Source organism: Leptospira yanagawae serovar Saopaulo str. Sao Paulo = ATCC 700523, from assembly GCF_000332475.2.
Classification (GTDB): domain Bacteria; phylum Spirochaetota; class Leptospiria; order Leptospirales; family Leptospiraceae; genus Leptospira_A; species Leptospira_A yanagawae.
Genome location: NZ_AOGX02000047.1, coordinates 151,118 through 169,110, shown reverse-complemented (window position 1 = coordinate 169,110; position 17,993 = coordinate 151,118). Strand labels below are relative to the sequence as shown.

At 41.0% G+C, this 17,993-nt stretch carries 16 protein-coding genes; 13 read left to right on the top strand and 3 right to left on the bottom strand.

Annotation, left to right across the window (positions count from 1 at the left end; all coding sequences use genetic code 11):
- Positions 1 to 32: 32 nt before the first annotated feature.
- From LEP1GSC202_RS18875 to LEP1GSC202_RS18815, 13 genes are all read left to right on the top strand, one after another.
- A complete protein-coding gene (locus tag LEP1GSC202_RS18875; protein ID WP_015679308.1) occupies positions 33 to 1,244 on the top strand; it encodes a hypothetical protein in 1,212 nt (403 codons plus the stop codon).
- Positions 1,245 to 1,437: 193 nt separating this feature from the next.
- On the top strand, positions 1,438 to 6,015 hold the full coding sequence (gene gltB / locus LEP1GSC202_RS18870; RefSeq protein WP_015679246.1) for a glutamate synthase large subunit: 4,578 nt from the start codon (positions 1,438 to 1,440) through the stop codon (positions 6,013 to 6,015).
- A complete protein-coding gene (locus LEP1GSC202_RS18865; protein ID WP_015679307.1) occupies positions 6,008 to 7,450 on the top strand; it encodes a glutamate synthase subunit beta in 1,443 nt (480 codons plus the stop codon). The genes gltB and LEP1GSC202_RS18865 overlap by 8 nt, the downstream gene beginning before the upstream one ends.
- Positions 7,451 to 7,663: 213 nt before the next feature.
- Complete coding sequence (locus tag LEP1GSC202_RS18860; RefSeq protein WP_015679215.1) at positions 7,664 to 8,632, top strand: LA_0442/LA_0875 N-terminal domain-containing protein; 969 nt, start codon at positions 7,664 to 7,666, stop codon at positions 8,630 to 8,632.
- A gap of 188 nt (positions 8,633 to 8,820) precedes the next feature.
- On the top strand, positions 8,821 to 10,251 hold the full coding sequence (gene ccoN, locus LEP1GSC202_RS18855) for a cytochrome-c oxidase, cbb3-type subunit I (protein WP_015679272.1): 1,431 nt from the start codon (positions 8,821 to 8,823) through the stop codon (positions 10,249 to 10,251).
- On the top strand, positions 10,251 to 10,946 hold the full coding sequence (gene ccoO, locus LEP1GSC202_RS18850; RefSeq protein ID WP_015679343.1) for a cytochrome-c oxidase, cbb3-type subunit II: 696 nt from the start codon (positions 10,251 to 10,253) through the stop codon (positions 10,944 to 10,946). The genes ccoN and ccoO overlap by 1 nt, the downstream gene beginning before the upstream one ends.
- 4 nt (positions 10,947 to 10,950) lie before the next feature.
- Entirely contained in the window at positions 10,951 to 11,100 is a 150-nt protein-coding gene (locus LEP1GSC202_RS18845) for a hypothetical protein (RefSeq protein WP_015679355.1), read from the top strand.
- A gap of 5 nt (positions 11,101 to 11,105) precedes the next feature.
- Positions 11,106 to 11,636: a c-type cytochrome gene (locus LEP1GSC202_RS18840; RefSeq protein ID WP_015679234.1), complete on the top strand. Its 531-nt coding sequence runs from the start codon at positions 11,106 to 11,108 to the stop codon at positions 11,634 to 11,636.
- A gap of 2 nt (positions 11,637 to 11,638) precedes the next feature.
- The gene (gene ccoG / locus LEP1GSC202_RS18835) at positions 11,639 to 12,958 is read left to right on the top strand and encodes a cytochrome c oxidase accessory protein CcoG (protein ID WP_015679306.1); all 1,320 of its coding nucleotides are present in this window, start codon (positions 11,639 to 11,641) and stop codon (positions 12,956 to 12,958) included.
- Entirely contained in the window at positions 12,958 to 13,449 is a 492-nt protein-coding gene (locus LEP1GSC202_RS18830; RefSeq protein ID WP_244147779.1) for a FixH family protein, read from the top strand. Before ccoG ends, LEP1GSC202_RS18830 begins: the two co-directional genes overlap by 1 nt.
- A complete protein-coding gene (locus tag LEP1GSC202_RS18825; protein WP_015679253.1) occupies positions 13,446 to 15,908 on the top strand; it encodes a heavy metal translocating P-type ATPase in 2,463 nt (820 codons plus the stop codon). Before LEP1GSC202_RS18830 ends, LEP1GSC202_RS18825 begins: the two co-directional genes overlap by 4 nt.
- On the top strand, positions 15,890 to 16,105 hold the full coding sequence (locus LEP1GSC202_RS18820; RefSeq protein WP_015679444.1) for a cbb3-type cytochrome oxidase assembly protein: 216 nt from the start codon (positions 15,890 to 15,892) through the stop codon (positions 16,103 to 16,105). Before LEP1GSC202_RS18825 ends, LEP1GSC202_RS18820 begins: the two co-directional genes overlap by 19 nt.
- Positions 16,083 to 16,772, top strand: coding sequence for a sulfite exporter TauE/SafE family protein (locus LEP1GSC202_RS18815; RefSeq protein ID WP_015679374.1), 690 nt, complete (start codon positions 16,083 to 16,085; stop codon positions 16,770 to 16,772). The genes LEP1GSC202_RS18820 and LEP1GSC202_RS18815 overlap by 23 nt, the downstream gene beginning before the upstream one ends.
- An 18-nt stretch (positions 16,773 to 16,790) precedes the next feature.
- On the opposite strand, the gene LEP1GSC202_RS18810 is transcribed toward LEP1GSC202_RS18815, so the two are convergent.
- The 3 genes from LEP1GSC202_RS18810 to LEP1GSC202_RS18800 all read right to left on the bottom strand — a co-directional run bounded on the left by LEP1GSC202_RS18810 (position 16,791) and on the right by LEP1GSC202_RS18800 (position 17,991).
- Entirely contained in the window at positions 16,791 to 17,117 is a 327-nt protein-coding gene (locus LEP1GSC202_RS18810) for a hypothetical protein (RefSeq protein ID WP_015679381.1), read from the bottom strand.
- A gap of 108 nt (positions 17,118 to 17,225) precedes the next feature.
- Positions 17,226 to 17,486, bottom strand: a complete 261-nt coding sequence (locus tag LEP1GSC202_RS18805) for a hypothetical protein (RefSeq protein WP_015679220.1) — start codon at positions 17,484 to 17,486, stop codon at positions 17,226 to 17,228.
- Positions 17,467 to 17,991 (bottom strand): RNA polymerase sigma factor, encoded by a 525-nt coding sequence (locus tag LEP1GSC202_RS18800; RefSeq protein ID WP_015679231.1) that lies wholly within the window; start codon positions 17,989 to 17,991, stop codon positions 17,467 to 17,469. Before LEP1GSC202_RS18800 ends, LEP1GSC202_RS18805 begins: the two co-directional genes overlap by 20 nt.
- Positions 17,992 to 17,993: the final 2 nt, after the last annotated feature.

The following is a 17,993-nucleotide window of genomic DNA, read 5'->3' as shown; positions in this document are numbered from 1 at the left end:
AAAAATAAAAAATCAAAGATTTTTTTTACGCTGTGGAAACAACTTTTTTATCGGATGCAGTTTTGGTGAAAGCCACTACCTTTAGTAAACACCTATTCCTTTCTGGAATTGTGATTTGGATCCTTGTTGCATTCTCTGGAATATGGATTTGGAAACGAACACCAATTGGCAAACTTGGGTTTCTATTTACTTTGGTTAGCTTTCTTCCCTTTAGTTATCTCTGTTACCAATCTTACGAAGAAAAAGAGGAATTTGTTTACCAACTGAAAATCGAACCATCCAAAAACCATCTTTATTTTGGAGATTCTATTGAACCAGATATTGATTTGCAATTGGAAGGAATTCTGTCTTATCAAATCAAATCGGAATCAGAATCAAAAAAAGATGGTACGAGGTATACTGATACCATTTACTTACATCACAATTCAGGTTTGTTACTTCCCGTTGCAAAGGTTTCTGTGAAACGGCATAAGGATTCTAATGATGAATTCAGTCGCTTTGCCGCACTGTCTAGGGAATTGAAAAAATGGTTTCGTATCCTACCTCTCCCTGTTGAAACGGAAACCGGAAAACCATTTCAGGGCCTTCTCGTCAAACCAGAGTTACCTAAACAAACGGGACCAATTGTCCATTCTTTACCAAATCCAAAAAATAGAAAAACCGATGGAGCATCAACAAAAACACCACCTAACGAAAAAGATTCGATCAAATTCCCCATCATCTGGAACCATAAAATTCTGAATGCAAATTGGTATGTTTCATTTTCCTTCCTGGCAATTGGACATCTCGGGGTGATGATGTTTGTTTTCAACTACCGAGAAGGTACCAAAAAGAACATGGTTTGGGGGATTCTCATCCTCATCCTTGGGTATCTTTCGTTTGTTTCTCAGGTTTACTTTTGGATTTTGCCCAAATCAAAAACCGAATATCGAATCGAGTCGTTTGGAAAAGGATACCGGTTTTATTCTGTATACGAGGGGAGAAACAATCTAGAAGGGGAATGGATGCCAATCTCAGAGAAAATCGCTTTTTTGGAATTACCAGAGAAGACCCTCCACATCCAAACCAAAATTGCTTATGAAAAAACAAAAGCCTTGGTGGATTCGTTGGAAAACCCATCTGAGGGGATAGGTGATGCCTACCAATTGGCAAAACAAGCTTACGAAGCCTCTGATGGGGAGCGCTGGGATTTAAGCGATCTTCCTATGGAAGTTGCAGTTCGCTTCTTTCTTGTACTGCCTTAGTTTTCAGACTGAATCTAAATTTGTTATTTATATATACATATTTATCATGTTATAGTCAGAATGTACCGATTCTGTGCATTCTTTTGACTTTCATTTTGCCTAAAAATAAATCATTTTGCTGAAAACAAAATAATTGGACAGTACACCCGTTTCCGAAAACAAGGTACAGTAATTGCTTTAGTGTAGGGTACGTATGTCAAAATCTAACCAACCACCCATCCTTCCGCCGCTCGGCCCACAGGCCCAAGGTATGTATGATCCTGCCATGGACAAAGACTCCTGTGGTGTTGGTTTTATCGCAAATTATAAGGGCAAACGTTCCCGTGACATCGTAGACAAAGGGATCCGCCTAATGTGTAACCTCGAACACCGAGGAGCAGAAGGGGCAGACCCAAAAACAGGAGACGGTGCAGGGATTATGATCAATATCCCCGATGCGTTTTTCCGTAAAAACCTACCCTTCACCCTTCCGAAAGAAGGTGATTATGCTGTTGGATTTTTATTTTTACCACAAAACGCAGAAGTAAGAGCTGCCATTGAAAACGTAATCGAAAAAATCATCATCGATGAAGGGGAAGAATTCCTCGGATTCCGAGATGTGCCAGTGAACAAAGAATATGCGGGTGTAGTGGCTTCTAAAACCATTCCTGTCTTCAAACAAGTGTTCATCGGAAAAAAATCCAAAAAAATCAAAACCTCTGATGATTTTGAGAGAAAACTATTCCTGATCAGACGACTCATTGACAGACGAATCCGTGCGGAACTGAAACTGGATCGTTCCCAATACTACGTACCAAGTTTTTCTTCCCGAACCATCGTATACAAAGGGATGTTACTTGGTGACCAAGTGAAAAAATTCTATGAAGACCTCAAGTCACCAGACCTTACTTCTGCGTTCTGTTTGACTCACACAAGGTTTTCCACAAATACCTTCCCTACTTGGGACTTGGCTCACCCTTATCGTCAAATTGCTCACAACGGTGAGATCAATACTTTACGTGGGAACATGAACTGGATGGCTGCTCGTCAGATGGTGATGCAATCTCCGTTATATGGAGATGAACTGAAAAGAATGCTCCCGATTGTTATGGAAGGCCAATCGGATACTGCAACATTTGATACTGTCCTTGAACTACTCGTGATGGGAGGAAGGTCATTGCCACATGCGGTGATGATGATGATCCCTGAAGCGTGGTCAAAAAACAAATCCATGGACGCCGACAGACGTGCGTTTTACGAATACCATGCAACCTTTATGGAACCTTGGGATGGACCTGCTGCAATCGCATTTACTGATGGAAGGATCATCGGTGCCACTCTTGATCGGAATGGACTAAGACCGGCACGTTACATTGTCACAAAAGATGATGAAGTGATCATGTCATCAGAAGCTGGGGTCTTAAACTTACCGCCGGAAGAAGTACTTGTCCAAGACCGACTTCGCCCAGGAAGGATGCTCCTCATCGATATGGAAAAAGGGCAAATCCTCGACGACGAAGAAATCAAAAAACAAATCTCAACGCAAAAACCATACCGCAAATGGGTAGAAGACAATATGATCCGATTGGGATCATTACCAGATCCTGAAAACGTAAAACAGCCGCAACACGAAACCATTTTGGAAAGACAAAGGGCATTCGGTTACACACACGAAGATGTGTTCACTCTCATCAAACCAATGGGAGTTTCCGGTGAAGAACCAGTGGGATCAATGGGTGTGGATTCGTCACTGGCAGTCCTCAGCGAAAAACCACAACCGCTCTTTCGATATTTCAAACAAAACTTTGCGCAAGTAACAAACCCTCCGATTGATCCGATCCGAGAAGAACTTGTGATGGAACTCACAACTTACATTGGACCAGAAGGGAACCTTCTATCGGAAGAACCAGAACATGCCCATAGGTTGGAGTTGGAACACCCCATCCTTACCAATGAAGATTTTGAAAAGATCAAACAAATCAGTGAGGGCCATTTCAAAGCAAAAACCTTTGAAATCTTATTTGATCCATCCAAAAAACATGATATGCGTAACTCCCTCGATCGCGTTTGTGCCGATGCTGCCAAAGCGGTCAGGGAACAAGGAGTAAACCTCATCATCTTAACCGATCATGGTGTGGGAGAAAAGAAAGCAGCGATTCCATCTCTACTTGCGGTAGCGGGACTCCACCACTACCTCATCAGAGAAGGCCTTCGTACAAAAGCCGGGATCGTTTTGGAATCTGGGGAACCAAGAGAAGTTGCCCACTTTGCTTTGTTATGCGGATATGGTGCCAATGCCATCAACCCATACCTTGCATTTGAAACCATTGCCGATTTATCCCTTCAAGGGCTTTTACCGGAAGTCCCTGACTACAAAGAAGCAAAGAAAAAATACATCAAATCCATTGGGAAAGGACTTTTCAAAGTGTTCTCAAAAATGGGGATCTCCACATTACAATCGTATTGTGGTGCGCAAATCTTTGAAGCAGTAGGTCTTGATTCAGAACTTGTAAACACTTACTTTGCAGGAACACAATCACGCATTGAAGGCCTTTCTCTAGAGATGTTGGAAGAAGAAACCGTTCGCCGTCACAAATCGGCTTACGACCCAACTTTTTTCCCAAATAACTTAGAACCAGGTGGAGTGCATTATTACCGTAAAAATGGTGATAGCCATCTTTACACTCCGATCACAGTTCATAAATTACAAAAGGCAACACAAGAAAACGATTACAAAACCTTCAAAGAGTTTTCAGCTCTGATCGACAACCAAAATGAAAGAGCAATTACACTCCGAAGTTTGTTCCAATTGGATTTTGATGGTTCCAAAGCCATCCCAATCGAAGAAGTGGAATCTGTAAAATCCATCCTAAAACGTTTCCAAACGGGAGCGATGAGCCATGGTTCCATTTCTTGGGAAGCACATACAACTCTTGCCATTGCCATGAACCGCATTGGTGCCAAATCCAATACAGGTGAAGGTGGAGAAGATCCAGTACGTTTCAAAACCTTACCAAACGGAGATAGCATGCGTTCGGCGATCAAACAGGTTGCTTCCGCAAGGTTTGGTGTTACAATGGAATACCTCACCAATGCTGATGACATCCAAATCAAAATGGCACAGGGCGCAAAACCAGGAGAAGGTGGGCAGTTACCAGGCCACAAGGTAGACAAATACATTGGTTGGTTACGTTACTCCACACCAGGTGTGACTCTCATCTCCCCTCCTCCTCACCATGACATTTATTCGATTGAAGATTTAAAACAGCTCATCTTCGATTTAAAAAATTCAAATCCAAGAGCTCGTATCTCCGTCAAACTCGTTTCGGAATCGGGTGTGGGGACAGTGGCAGCAGGGGTTGCAAAAGCACATGCGGATCATATCCTCATTGCAGGGCACGAAGGGGGAACAGGAGCAAGTCCAATTTCTTCCATCCACCATGCGGGAACTCCTTGGGAACTGGGACTTTCGGAAACCCACCAAACACTCGTTGCAAATGGTCTTCGGGATCGTGTTTACCTAGCCGTGGATGGAAAACTCCTTACGGGAAAAGATGTGGTTGTAGGAGCCCTTCTCGGTGCAGAAGAGTTTGGATTCTCCACTTCCGCACTTGTGTCAGTGGGATGTATCATGATGCGGAAATGCCATCTCAATACTTGCCCAGTGGGAGTTGCTACCCAAGATGAATTTTTAAGAAGTAAGTTCACTGGAAAACCTGAGTACGTTGTGAACTTTATGACCTTTGTTGCGGAAGAAGTGCGTGAGATCATGGCAAAACTTGGTTTCAGAACGTTCGAAGAAATGATTGGCCAAGTGGAAAAAATCAAATTCAAACGACCACACCACCACTGGAAGGCACGTGGTTTAGATTTTAGCAAAGTGCTCCATAGACCAAACCCTGTTTTCCCAACAGGTCTCTATCGTGCAAAAGAACAAAACCACCACTTGGATGAACAGATTGATAACGAATTGATTCGTAAATCCCTTGCGGCGATTGACCACAAACAACCTGTAAAAATCCAAACATCCATCGTGAACCTAAACCGTTCTGTGGGAACAATGCTCAGCCACGAAGTCACGAAAAAATATGGTGTGGATGGACTCGCAGAAGATACAATTGACATCGAATTCACCGGGACCGCAGGACAGTCGTTTGGTGCATTTGTGACCAAAGGGATGACACTTCGACTCATTGGAGAAGGAAATGATTATGTTGGGAAAGGACTATGTGGTGGAAAACTCATTTTCCAAACTCCAAAATCGGCTCCTTACAAAGCCGAAGAAAACATCGTCATTGGTAACACTTGTTTTATCGGGGCAACTGGTGGACATGCTTATGTGAACGGGATGGCTGGCGAACGATTCTGTGTCAGAAATTCTGGAGCCCATGTCATTGTGGAAGGAACGGGAGACCACGGTTGTGAATACATGACCGGAGGACGAGTGATCATCCTTGGTGAAATCGGACGTAACTTTGCCGCGGGGATGTCTGGTGGGATTGCTTACCTTTGGGATCCAAAGAAAAACAAAGAGGCTCTCATCAACAAAGAGATGGTCGACTTAGATCCGTTAACCGACACATCTGAAATTGCTGAAATCAAAAAGATGGTTGAAGACCATAAAAAATACACAGGCTCCAAACGTGCAGAAGAAGTTCTAAACAATTGGGATGAAGTGGTAAAACAAATGATCAAAGTGATTCCGAGAGATTACAAAAAAGCCCTAGAAAAAATGGCTTCTGAAAACGGATCGGGAAAACAAAATAAAGAGGGGGTAACAGCTCGTGGGTAAACCAACAGGATTTTTAGAATTTAAAAAAGAATACCTTCAAAAGATTGAACCGAAGGAAAGGGTCAAAAACTACAAAGAGTTTGAAAAACCTTTCCCTGAGGCTGTTGCCAAAGACCAAGGGGCTCGTTGTATGGACTGTGGGATTCCATTTTGCCATGGCGATACAGGTTGCCCTGTAGATAACTTAATTCCAGAATTTAATGACTTTGTATACAGGGGTCGTTGGAAGGAAGCTTGGGAAAATTTATCCAAAACCAATAACTTCCCTGAGTTCACAGGAAGGTTATGCCCTGCTCCTTGTGAATCAGCTTGTACCCTGGGAATCATTGAACCACCAGTTTCCATTAAGTCCATTGAAAGGACCATCATTGACCGTGCATGGGAAGAAGGATGGGTCATCCCACAAACTCCCGCATCCAAATCAGGCAAAAAAGTTGCTGTTGTTGGTTCAGGTCCAGCGGGACTTGCCGCAGGACAGCAGTTAGCTCGTGCAGGTCATACAGTCACGATCTTTGAAAAAAATGATCGGATTGGTGGCCTACTCCGTTATGGAATCCCTGATTTCAAAATGGAAAAACGACATATTGACCGCCGCATGAAACAAATGGAAGCGGAAGGTGTTACGTTTAAAACGAATGTAAACGTAGGTGTTGATATCACCGCAAAACAACTTTTAGCTGACTTTGATGCAGTGGTTCTCGCTTGTGGTTCTGAAGTTCCAAGAGACTTACCAGTAGAGGGACGTAACCACAAAGGTATCCATTTTGCTATGGAGTTTTTAACCAAAAACAACAAACACGTTGCAGGTGATGCGATCGATATCATCAACGCAAAAGACAAACACGTGATTGTGATAGGTGGTGGTGATACTGGCTCTGATTGTGTGGGAACTTCCAACAGACATGGTGCCAAATCAGTCACTCAAATTGAACTTTTCCCGGAACCACCAAAGGACCGCGACAAGTCCACTCCTTGGCCTTTGTATCCAAAGATGTTACGGACTTCCACTTCTCATGAAGAAGGTGTGAGCCGCAAATGGGCTGTTTCGACAATGGGTTTTAAAGCCAATGAGAAAGGTGAAGTCACCGCCATTTATGGATCCGAAGTCAAAGAAGAAAATGGAAAGTTCATCCCTGTTCCTGGGACCGAATTTGAATGGCCTGCTGATCTTGTCTTTTTAGCGATGGGATTTGTGAACCCTGTCAAAGAGGGATTACTTGCTGACCTACAAAAAGAAGGTTTAGAGCTGGATGGTCGTGGGAATGTGAAAGCCGAATTTGGAACAAAAGCAGGATCATTTGCGACCACCGTTCCCAAAGTCTATGCTTGTGGTGACGTCAGACGAGGACAATCCCTCATTGTTTGGGCGATTTCGGAAGGACGTAAATGCGCCGACCAAGTGCACCAATTCCTCACATCGGAAGTAGAAGCGTAAAATTAAGATCGATCTACTAGGACCCACATTTGGAACAAACTTTCTCGTAACAAGGATAATTTGTTTCCAACTGTGGACTTTGTTTCAGTTTGTCTTTGGCAAAAAAATTCTTGCCTAACTTCCAAATTGATAAAATCATTGGAGAGACCAATTGGAACGTAGCAAGTAACACTATAAATATTGTTAGATAATATTCCAACATTTGAGACTCCCTTGAAACTAACTGTAAAACAAATCCTAAAAATCGCAACACTTTTGGTAATCCTTTCCTCTGCCCTTTCTGCGGAGAGTATCCTTCTCAAAAAAGGTGGCACCATCAAAGGAAAGGTCATCGAACAAGACCAATACAAACTCAAAGTCCGAAAGGAAGATGGGACAACGATTGTTCTGAATAAAACTGAAATCTTAAAAGTAGTTTATAAAGAAAACTTAACTGCTGCCGAAGAAGAAAAACTCCGAAAAGCAGAAGAAGAAAAAGAACGCATCAAAAAAGAAAAAGAAGAAGCCGCTAGGCTTAAAAAAGAAGCGGAAGAAGCTGCACGTTTAGAAAAAGAAAACGCTAAAAACAATGCAGCATTGGAAGCGGAAGCCAAACGAAAGGCGGAAGAAGAAGCAAAACTCGCAGAAGCAGATCGTAAAAACCTAACGAGAAAAGGAGCGATGTGGCGTTCTGCGGTTTTACCTGGATGGGGGCAATGGAAACAAGGAAGGAAAGTACAAGCAATCGTTTACCCTTCCATCATTGCTGTAGGTCTCTTTTTCACTTATGACAAACATCGCATGTATCTCAATGCCAAAAGAGATTATAATAATTTAGAAAATCCTTATACAACAAATGGTCTTGTCCGAGCGGCGTTCACTCCACAATCTGCAGCAGTTTCTCCTGCAGAAGCAGTTGTTGCAAGCCAACTTGGACCTTTTAAAGGCCAAAGGGAGTCAGTAGAAAGGCATTACCAAGAAATGCAATACATTGGAATCGCCACCTTACTCGTGTATGCTTGGAATATCTTTGACGCTTATTATTTCCACCCAACTGGTTCAGGACTTAGTATGGATGATACAAGAAAAGAAAAGTTTTTCCTCACTTCAAGTGTGGACCGAGTGGGTTACCACCCAACAGCTCTCGCAGGAGACAGAGGACTTGAACATCGTACACAATTAGGATATGAAGTCACCTTCTAACGCAGATTAGAGGGATCCAACCATCATATTATTTTAGATTAATTCTAAATCTCAAATCCTCCCTTGACAAATATCAAGGGAGGATCTCACACTCACTCCCCTTTTTTTCTTTCTTTTCTTCGTCTTCTTTGTATAAAGGATTAAGTTCTCTATATACATGGAACTGATAAAGATTAAGGAGAGAAACATTGGCTACGGAAAAAACTCAATATGACGATTTTATCGTAAAAGGGTTTATCATTTCAGCGTTAGTCTGGGGCGTTGCTTCTATGACATTTGGTGTCATCATTGCGTTCCAACTTGTGTATCCACAGCTGAATTTGGAATTACCTTGGACGAGCTTCGGAAGATTACGACCTCTGCATACAAATGCTGCCATTTTTGGATTTGCATTAAGTGTGATCTTCGCCACTGCTTATCATACAGTACAAAGACTTTGTCGCACAAGAATGTGGAACGACACTCTTTCCAAACTGCATTTGGCATTATACAACTTATCAATTGTTTTAGCTGCAATTACCTTACCACTTGGTTACAGCCAATCCAAAGAATATGCTGAGTTAGAATGGCCGATCGACTTACTGATTGTTGTATGGTATGTTATCTTTTTTGCAAACTACCTGATGACGGTACTCAAACGAAAAGAAGAACAAATGTATGTGGCCATTTGGTTTTACATTGCTTCCTTCGTAACGGTTCCCCTACTCTTCATTGTGAATAACATTGTGATCCCTGCTGGTTTCTTAAAATCCTACTCGGTTTATGCAGGAGTATTTGATGCCAACATCCAATGGTGGTATGGTCACAATGCCGTTGCATTCGTTTTAACCACTCCATTTTTGGGACTTATGTATTACTACCTCCCAAAACACATCAAACAACCAATTTACTCTCATAGACTTTCCATCATCCACTTTTGGTCTCTCATCTTTATTTATATTTGGGCAGGCCCTCACCACTTATTGTATTCCCCAATCCCTGAGTGGTTACAAACAACTGGTATGGTGTTTTCCATCATGTTATGGATGCCATCTTGGGGTGGTATGTTAAACGGATTTTTAACACTCACCCAGGCAAAAGACAAAATCAAGGTAGATGCAACCCTCAAAATGATGTTAGCTGCCGTAACGTTTTATGGTATGTCAACGTTTGAAGGACCTCTCCTTTCCATACGAGCAGTGTCTGCTCTTGGACACAACACAGACTGGATCATCGGTCACGTTCACTCTGGTACTCTTGGTTGGGTTGGATTTATGTCAGCCGCTGCCTTGTATTACTTAGTCCCTAGACTTTGGAATGCAAACCTTTATAGTGAAAAGTTGGCGAATGTCCATTTCTGGTTAGGAACACTTGGGATATTACTCTATATCATCTCGATGTGGGTGTCTGGTATTACAGAAGGATCTATGTGGAGAGCCGTAGGTGAAAACGGGGAACTCGTTTACAAAGATTGGATCGAAATCGTTGAGTTCTTAAAACCATTCCGTTTATTCCGAGCGATTGGAGGTACACTCTATTTAACAGGGATTATCCTTATGGTGTATAACTTTATCAAAACCATTCAAAACAAAGACAGTGGTTTTGTAGAACAAGACTTACGTATAGGAGTGAAATCATAATGTTTGGTTTTAATAAATTCTTAGATTGGTTTTCCGAAATTGCTGACCGTTGGGACACAAAAGGAGTAAAGTTTACCATTTATACAACCATCGCAGTTGTGATCGGTGGACTTTTTGAGCTCATCCCTCCGTTTTTTTTAACAAAAACGGTCACACCGATTTCCACTGTGAAACCATATTCCGCATTGGAACTGGCAGGTCGTGATACCTACCAAAAAGAAGGATGTATTGGATGCCACACACAGATGGTTCGTCCTTTCAAATGGGAAGTGGATCGTTTTGACCCAACCAAATCCTATGGACGCACTGGGTATTCTAAAGGTGGTGAGTTTGTTTATGACCATCCATTCCTTTGGGGTTCCAAACGAACTGGTCCAGACTTAGCACACGAATCTCAAATGTTACGTTCTGATGAATGGCATAAAAACCACCTCATCAATCCAAGAACCGTTGGTGGTGTTCCCAACTCAATTATGCCAGCCTATCCTTGGTTATTCGAAGACTCACACAAAGTGGATGTAGAACAAATCGTTGCGAATATGAAGGCACTTAGATCCATCGGGGTCCCATACACGGATGAAGATTTGGCCAATGCACCATCGTTACTCAAAGACAAAACTGAAGGTGATGCACTCGTTGCTTACTTACAAAAACTTGGTCGCGACTCCGCTGAGTTACAAAAAGGAATGAAGTAAGTGTATGAATGACGCAGACCTTCTTCTCATTTACAAAAGTTTGCGATTGCCGGTCCTTGTGATCGCAATTGCCTACATCACCTACTACGTTTATAAAAAACGTACGAAAGAAGAAATGGAAAAACCCAAGTATCGAATGCTTGAGGAGGATTAATACGAATGAAAGAACCAAAAGAAGTAGACGGAATCTTCCAAGCCGACAATCCCATGCCACCTTGGTGGAAAATGGTGTGGCTTATCAGTATCATAGTATCCATCGGTTATGTTGTATACTTTCACTGGTATTCAGAATGGCCACAAGAAGTTGCTTTTGAAAAGGAAGTGGCAGAACATGAAGCCCAATTCCCAGCAAAACAAGCCATTGTCGCCAATACAGAAGATGGATCAAATCCATACCGCGACGACGCAGTTGCCATCAAAGAAGGGGAAGGAACTTACAAACAAATTTGTTCCGCTTGCCATGGCCCCACTGCTGAAGGTGCTGTTGGTCCAAGTTTGGTTGATAAGGAGTGGATTCACGGAAATACGGATAAAGAAGTATTCCATAACATCATGAAAGGGATTGGACCTGAAAGGCAAAAACTCAACCGAGGTGGGATGCCCGCTTGGGAAGGGTTAGGTGCTGAGAAGGTATATGCAGTGATGGCATGGCTTGCAACTAAGAACAGTACACTCGTGAAGGCAAAATAAAGATGATCATTTCAAGACCACAATCAGGAAAAGTAAGGACACGTAGAAATATCGTTATGAGTTTTCTCGTGGGATTATTCCTAGTTGCTCCATGGGTGGTGTTACCAGACGGTAGCCCTCTCATCCGACTGGACATCCCGAAAAGGATGTTTCACCTGTTTGGTGGTCTTTTTATCCCACAAGAGGGACTCATTTTATGGTTTTTCCTTCTCACAATGGGACTCTCCCTTTTCTTTTTCACCTCCGTCATTGGCCGTGTTTGGTGCGGATGGGGGTGCCCTCAAACCATTTATACCGACTTATTTGATCGAATTGGTCGGTTTGTTTTAGATTCCAAATATGGGAAAAAAGACGCATCCATAATCGGCAAATACACAGTATACTTGTTGTGGATCGTCATATCATTTATTGCATCATTCCATTGGATTGCATACTTTGTCAGCCCCTATGAAATGTTAGCTGACTACCTAAATCTATCAGCTTTCTCAGCAACCTACTTTTATTTTACCTTATTTTTTACCGCTGCGATGTTTATCGATATCGGTTTTATCCGTGAACAATTCTGTCGTTATGCTTGTCCCTATGCAAGGTTCCAAACCCTCCTTATGGACGAACATTCATGGAATGTCACATACGATTTCAAACGTGGGGAACCCAGGCGAGATGGGAAAACAAAAATCGGAGATTGTATTGCGTGTAATATGTGTGTGGTGGTATGCCCTACTGGTATTGACATCCGCGACGGCTTACAAGTTGGATGTGTGGCATGTGGGAAATGTGTGGATGCTTGCACATCCATCATGGCAAAAGAAAACAAAAAAACTCTCATTGGGTATTTTTCATTAAAACAGATTGAAACAGGGGATAAAATCAAATGGATTCGGCCAAGAACTGTCATTTATGCAATTTTACTGACAGTTGTGCTTTCAGGAGCCACGATCCAACTTCTCACAAGGATTCCAATGTCTATGATTGCAGCATCAAACAAATCGATGCCACCAATCCTAATTCCAGATAATAAAATTAGGGCCTTTGTCGCTCTCCGCATTCAAAATATTGCGCCAGTGGAAAAAGAATTCCAACTTTCGGCATTTGATACAAGGCATGGCAAAGAAATTTTAATTCGTTCAGGAGAGGAAAACAACCAATTCAAATTGGGCTCCGGGGAAATCAAAAGTTTCTCAGTGGTTTTAGAAACCCAAAGCCTCACAGAACAAGAATTAAATGAAGGTTACTTACCAGGCTCTATCGTATTAAAAAATACACAAGACCCAGATGAAACATTAGAGAAAAAACTATCACTCTCTCTACCAAGGAAATGATGATGTTCAAAGACTTACACCCAAGCCTCAGAAATGCAATGTATGTAGTATTGTTTAGTTTTACTGCACTTGTTGCGGCAACGTTTTATACCATAAGATTAACCTTTCAACATTTTGAACCGGTGATGGACAAAAACTATTACGAAATTGGTTTGAACTATGAAAAGGCAATCGAAAACCAAAAAGACTTATTAAGTCAAGGTTATCAACTTACCACCAATTGGGACAATACCACCCTCCTCCCCCTTGGAGAATCAAATTTAACAGTTTCTCTTAACCAAAAAGGAGTATTGGCAAAAGCGGATTCAATCTACATTGTGTTAGAACGGAATGCAACTACCAAACATACAGCCAGATACGACCTAACTCCATCAAATCTTAGTTTTACGGGAAAAATCTCTTTAAAAGAAACAGGAACTTGGAATCTCCGAATTATTTCAAGTATCAACGGTAAAACGTTTGAAAGAGAAGGAAAAATTACGGTTCGATGAACGAAACAAGCTCACAAAATACAAAAACTGAATGTGATCATTGTGGAAATCCTATACGTTTGGTAGCGATAGAATCAAAACTTGAAAATGAAACAAAGGTTTTTTGTTGTGAAGGCTGTGAAACTGTTTATTCCATCATACACTCATTAGGTGGAAGTTATTATTACCGCCTAAAAGGGAACACCAAACTTAGTCCCGTCGAAATTGAAGAAAATGATGCGGACATAGAAAACGAACTTGTTTACCAAAAGTTTGTTAGGCCTTCTGGCGGATTTTCCGAAGTTTCTATCCAAATCACAAATATCCATTGTTCCGCTTGTGTTTGGATCAATGAAAAAGTTCTTGGTGAAGAAAATGGAATCCTATCTGCACAAATCAACTTTGCTTCTGGCCGAGCAAGAATTCGTTTTGATGCATCCAAAATCAAAATTTCGAGAATCCTTTCTCTCATTCGTGCCATTGGTTACAAACCCATACTATTCTCCCCCACTGAAGGGAACTTACAAAAATCCAAACAATTAAAAACTTTGCTCTTACGTATTGGTGTGGCCGGTTTTTGTTTTGGTAATATCATGATCTTGAGTGTTGCCTTATATTCAGGTTATTTCACAGGAATCGACCAAAGTCTCAAACGAATGTTCCATTACGCATCATGGGTATTTGCAACACCTGCTTATCTGTATTCGGGATTCCCTTTTATGTCTGGATTTATAACAAGCATACGAAGGCGCACTCTTTCTATGGACTTTCTATTGTTTTTGGGAATTTCCATGGCTTACTTCTATTCCGTATATGTAACGTTAACCGATAGAGGGGAAGTGTATTTTGATTCTGTTGCGATGATTTATTTTTTTATTTTGATAGGTAAATACTTTGAAGAAAAAGCAAGGGTTTTTGCCTCTGATAAATTAGAATCCATCCTTTGTAAACTTCCAGAAACTTCAGTTCGCATCACAGAGAATGGTGAAACTACCATCCCTAGTAGTGAAATTAAGTTAGGTGATAGAATCCAAGTCGCACCTGGAAAACGAATCCCTGTGGATGCAATGCTTTTATCAGAGGAAACTTATGTGGATGAGTCCTTTCTCACGGGAGAATCTGTTCCCATCCGCAAACTAAAAGGAGATTCCATCTTGGCTGGGTCTCTTTCCATCGACAACCCAGCCCTCATCCTTGCGAATTCCGATTACCATGCATCTACCTTATCTTCGTTAAAACTTCGCTTAGAGGAAGCTCTCCATCTTAAACCAAAAATTCAAATTCTAACAGAACGGATTGCCTCTTATTTTATTTCTGTTGTTTTCCTCTTAGCTTTTGTTTGTTTTGGAGTTTGGATGTTTGTGACCTCGGGTGATTTGGAACAAAGCCTTGTCACAACAATTTCAGTGCTCATTGTCGCATGCCCTTGTGCTTTGGGAATTTCTGTACCAACAGCTTTAGTCACAAATCATATTTTGAATGCAGAAAAAGGTGTGCTCTTAAAAAATCCATCGGTGGTAGAAACCTTAGCAAAAGCAGATACAATCTTTTTGGATAAAACTGGAACACTCACAGAAGGAAAATTTCTTGTTCGTTTGGTGACTGTGAATGAAGACCAACTACCGTTTGTTTATCGAATTGAGAAAGAAATCAACCATCCACTTGCTAAGTCACTTGTGAAGTATTTGACTCCCTTTCAATCTGTCAAAGAAAAAGCTAGTGCAATGGAACTCACCCAATTGCAAAATATCCCAGGGCAAGGTGTGAAAGGAACCATCCAATGGTTAGGGAAGGAATATTTGGTTTTTATTGGTAACCAAACTCTTTTGCAAAACCAAAACATCCCTATTGAACCACTCCCTAACAAAGAAGGTTCTCTCATCCTAGTTGCAATTGATGGTAAGATGGTAGGACAATTTGTACTAGCAGATGAAGTGAGGCAAGGTGCCCATTCCTTTGTGACCCTCTTAAAACAAATGATTCCTAAAATTGCAATCCTTTCTGGAGACAGATTTCCAGCTGTGAAACGAATTGCTGGTGTACTCGGTATTGATCAATACTACTCCGATCTTTCTCCAGAAGAAAAAGCAAACATCATACAAGATTCTCAAAGCAAAGGGAATGTGGTGATAATGGTGGGAGATGGTATTAATGATAGTTTATCCCTTGCAAGGGCCAATGTTTCGATCTCACATACGGAAGCAGAAGACATGTCTTTAGAAAGATCAGACGTGGTTCTTACTTCTGGAAATTTAAATGGACTTGTCCATAGTTTACTCTCTGCTAAAAAAACGAGAGAAGTCATCTTACAAAACATAATCATTTCTTTTTGTTACAATTCGATTATGTTACCTCTCGCCATGTTTGGTCTTATGTTACCTGTAATCTGTGCTGTGTTTATGGCTTGTTCTAGCTTGACAGTGTTACTTAATTCTTTATCAATACGTTTAAGGATACCAAAATGGAAGCCCTCTATTTAACGATTCCGATGGCAATGTGCATTGCTGGTTTCTTTTTGTATGTATTTGTTTTGGCATTTCGAAAAGGCCAATTTGAGGACATCGAATCTCCCAAGTACCGAATGTTTTTTGAAGAAGAATACCCAGTCCAATCGAATATTGAAACTTCCGATTTAAAATCCAAAACGAAAGAAGATGGACCAACTAGCAAATCTTAGTTTTTTTGGCTCCATTTTGGTGTATGGTTTTTTCAGCAGTTTTCACTGTGCTTTGATGTGTGGGCCTTTTGTTTCTCTTTTACAAACAACAAATCCTTCTAAACAAACTCCTGTGATTCTATACCATTTTGGTAGGATGGCATCTTATAGTTTTTTAGGACTTGTTTTAGGTATGCTTGGAAAAGGAGCCAATGCTCTTGGAGAACTTTCCACCATACAAGGGTTTGCTGGAATTTTTACTTTTTTGTTTTTAGTTTTTTTTCTCATTCGTATGTTTATGGGTCCATCCAATGTCAAATTTGGAACCCTACCAAAAGGGATCTCAAACCTAATGCAATCCATCAGAAAAAGAACATCTCATAATGGATTGGGATTTGGAATTGGAATATTGAGTGCCCTACTACCTTGTGGGGTTTTGTACCCAGCGTATGCGGCATCGTTTGCAACGGGAAGTGCTTTCACAGGTGGAATCGTTATGTTTACTTTTTATATGGGAACAGTTCCCGCGTTAACAGGCCTTAGTCTTGTTATGGGAAAGATTCGGAAGCACATCCAACCCAAATGGTTCCCAGTTTTCGGAACCATATTAGTACTCACTTCTCTTGGATTTTTACTCTTCCGAATTTTTTTCCATTCACATGGAGAGTCTTGCGACCACTTGTTATAAAAATCGAAATGTAGGCAGTTACCCTCTGCGTCGAAAGTACTTTTCTTGGAAATGGCTGACAAGGTTTGGATTGATTTTAGTTTCCAATGTCCCACCAATCACCGCGATGAGTTTTTTAGCCAAAACCCGGTCGTGGTTCGCAAGCCATCGGCGGTATTCGGTATTTAGGCCGGTTTCCCCCACAAGGATCACTTCGCTTGGAGAATCCAATGTTTTTGTGATTTCAGCAAAATCCCATTTGTCTGAATCTCTTTGTTTTTCCCAAAACTTGGATTCCATATGATCTGATTCTAACTTGATCATCTCAATTCGTTTGTTGTTTAAGTAGAGAATGCAAGCGTTCATTTTCATTTGTCCTTTTCTCAAATTTGACGGAACAAATGTGAAAATCATACTCCTTTCTGTACATTGTGACTCTTTCTTGTACTGATATTTATCAATGACAAATATCAATCAAAACGAAAAACTCACAACCGTTTCTGAACTAAGTTCTTCAACCAAATAACTCACGTTACTCATCATTTCGTTTGGCTCAATCACCCATTGGTTGATCGTGACTGTCACTAACAACAAGATAAGGAAACCAAATGAAACAGCTATATTCCGATTCCTCCTTTGTTTTGCTACGCGTGTTGTTGTTTTCCTTACTATTCGCGATTCAAAATCAGAATCATTCAATAATTCTTCCCATTTTTTAGGATTCTTGGAATTCATTTTTCACTCCTGGCAATGTTTTTCGGATCCACTCCTTGGTTCGGAACAATCTAGACTTCACGGTTCCTTGTTTGATTTTAAGTTCAGTTGCAATCTCTTCCATACTTTTCCCTGAAAGATACAAACGTAAAGTTTGGCGGTACACTTCTGGAATCGTTTCCAATAATGATGCAATCCAATCTTCTTTGATAAGTGAGTTGTTTCCATCTGCTTGGAATAAATCGGATTTGTTTTTTTGCAGATACCGTTTTGCTTTTTCCTCTTCACGTAGACGTTTTTCATTCATACGAAGGGATTCGTTTTTTGTGATTGTATAAATCCAAGTAGAAATTTTTGACCTTCCTTCAAACCCACCCTTTTCAAGTGATTTGAATACACGAAAGTATACTTCTTGCACAACATCTTCTGTGGCATCGTCAAAACGATCGATGAGGGTTTCACCGATCGTTTTTAAAACCAAGTATTTGGTTTCTTTGACTACAGTTTCGAAGTCAAATGTAACCATTG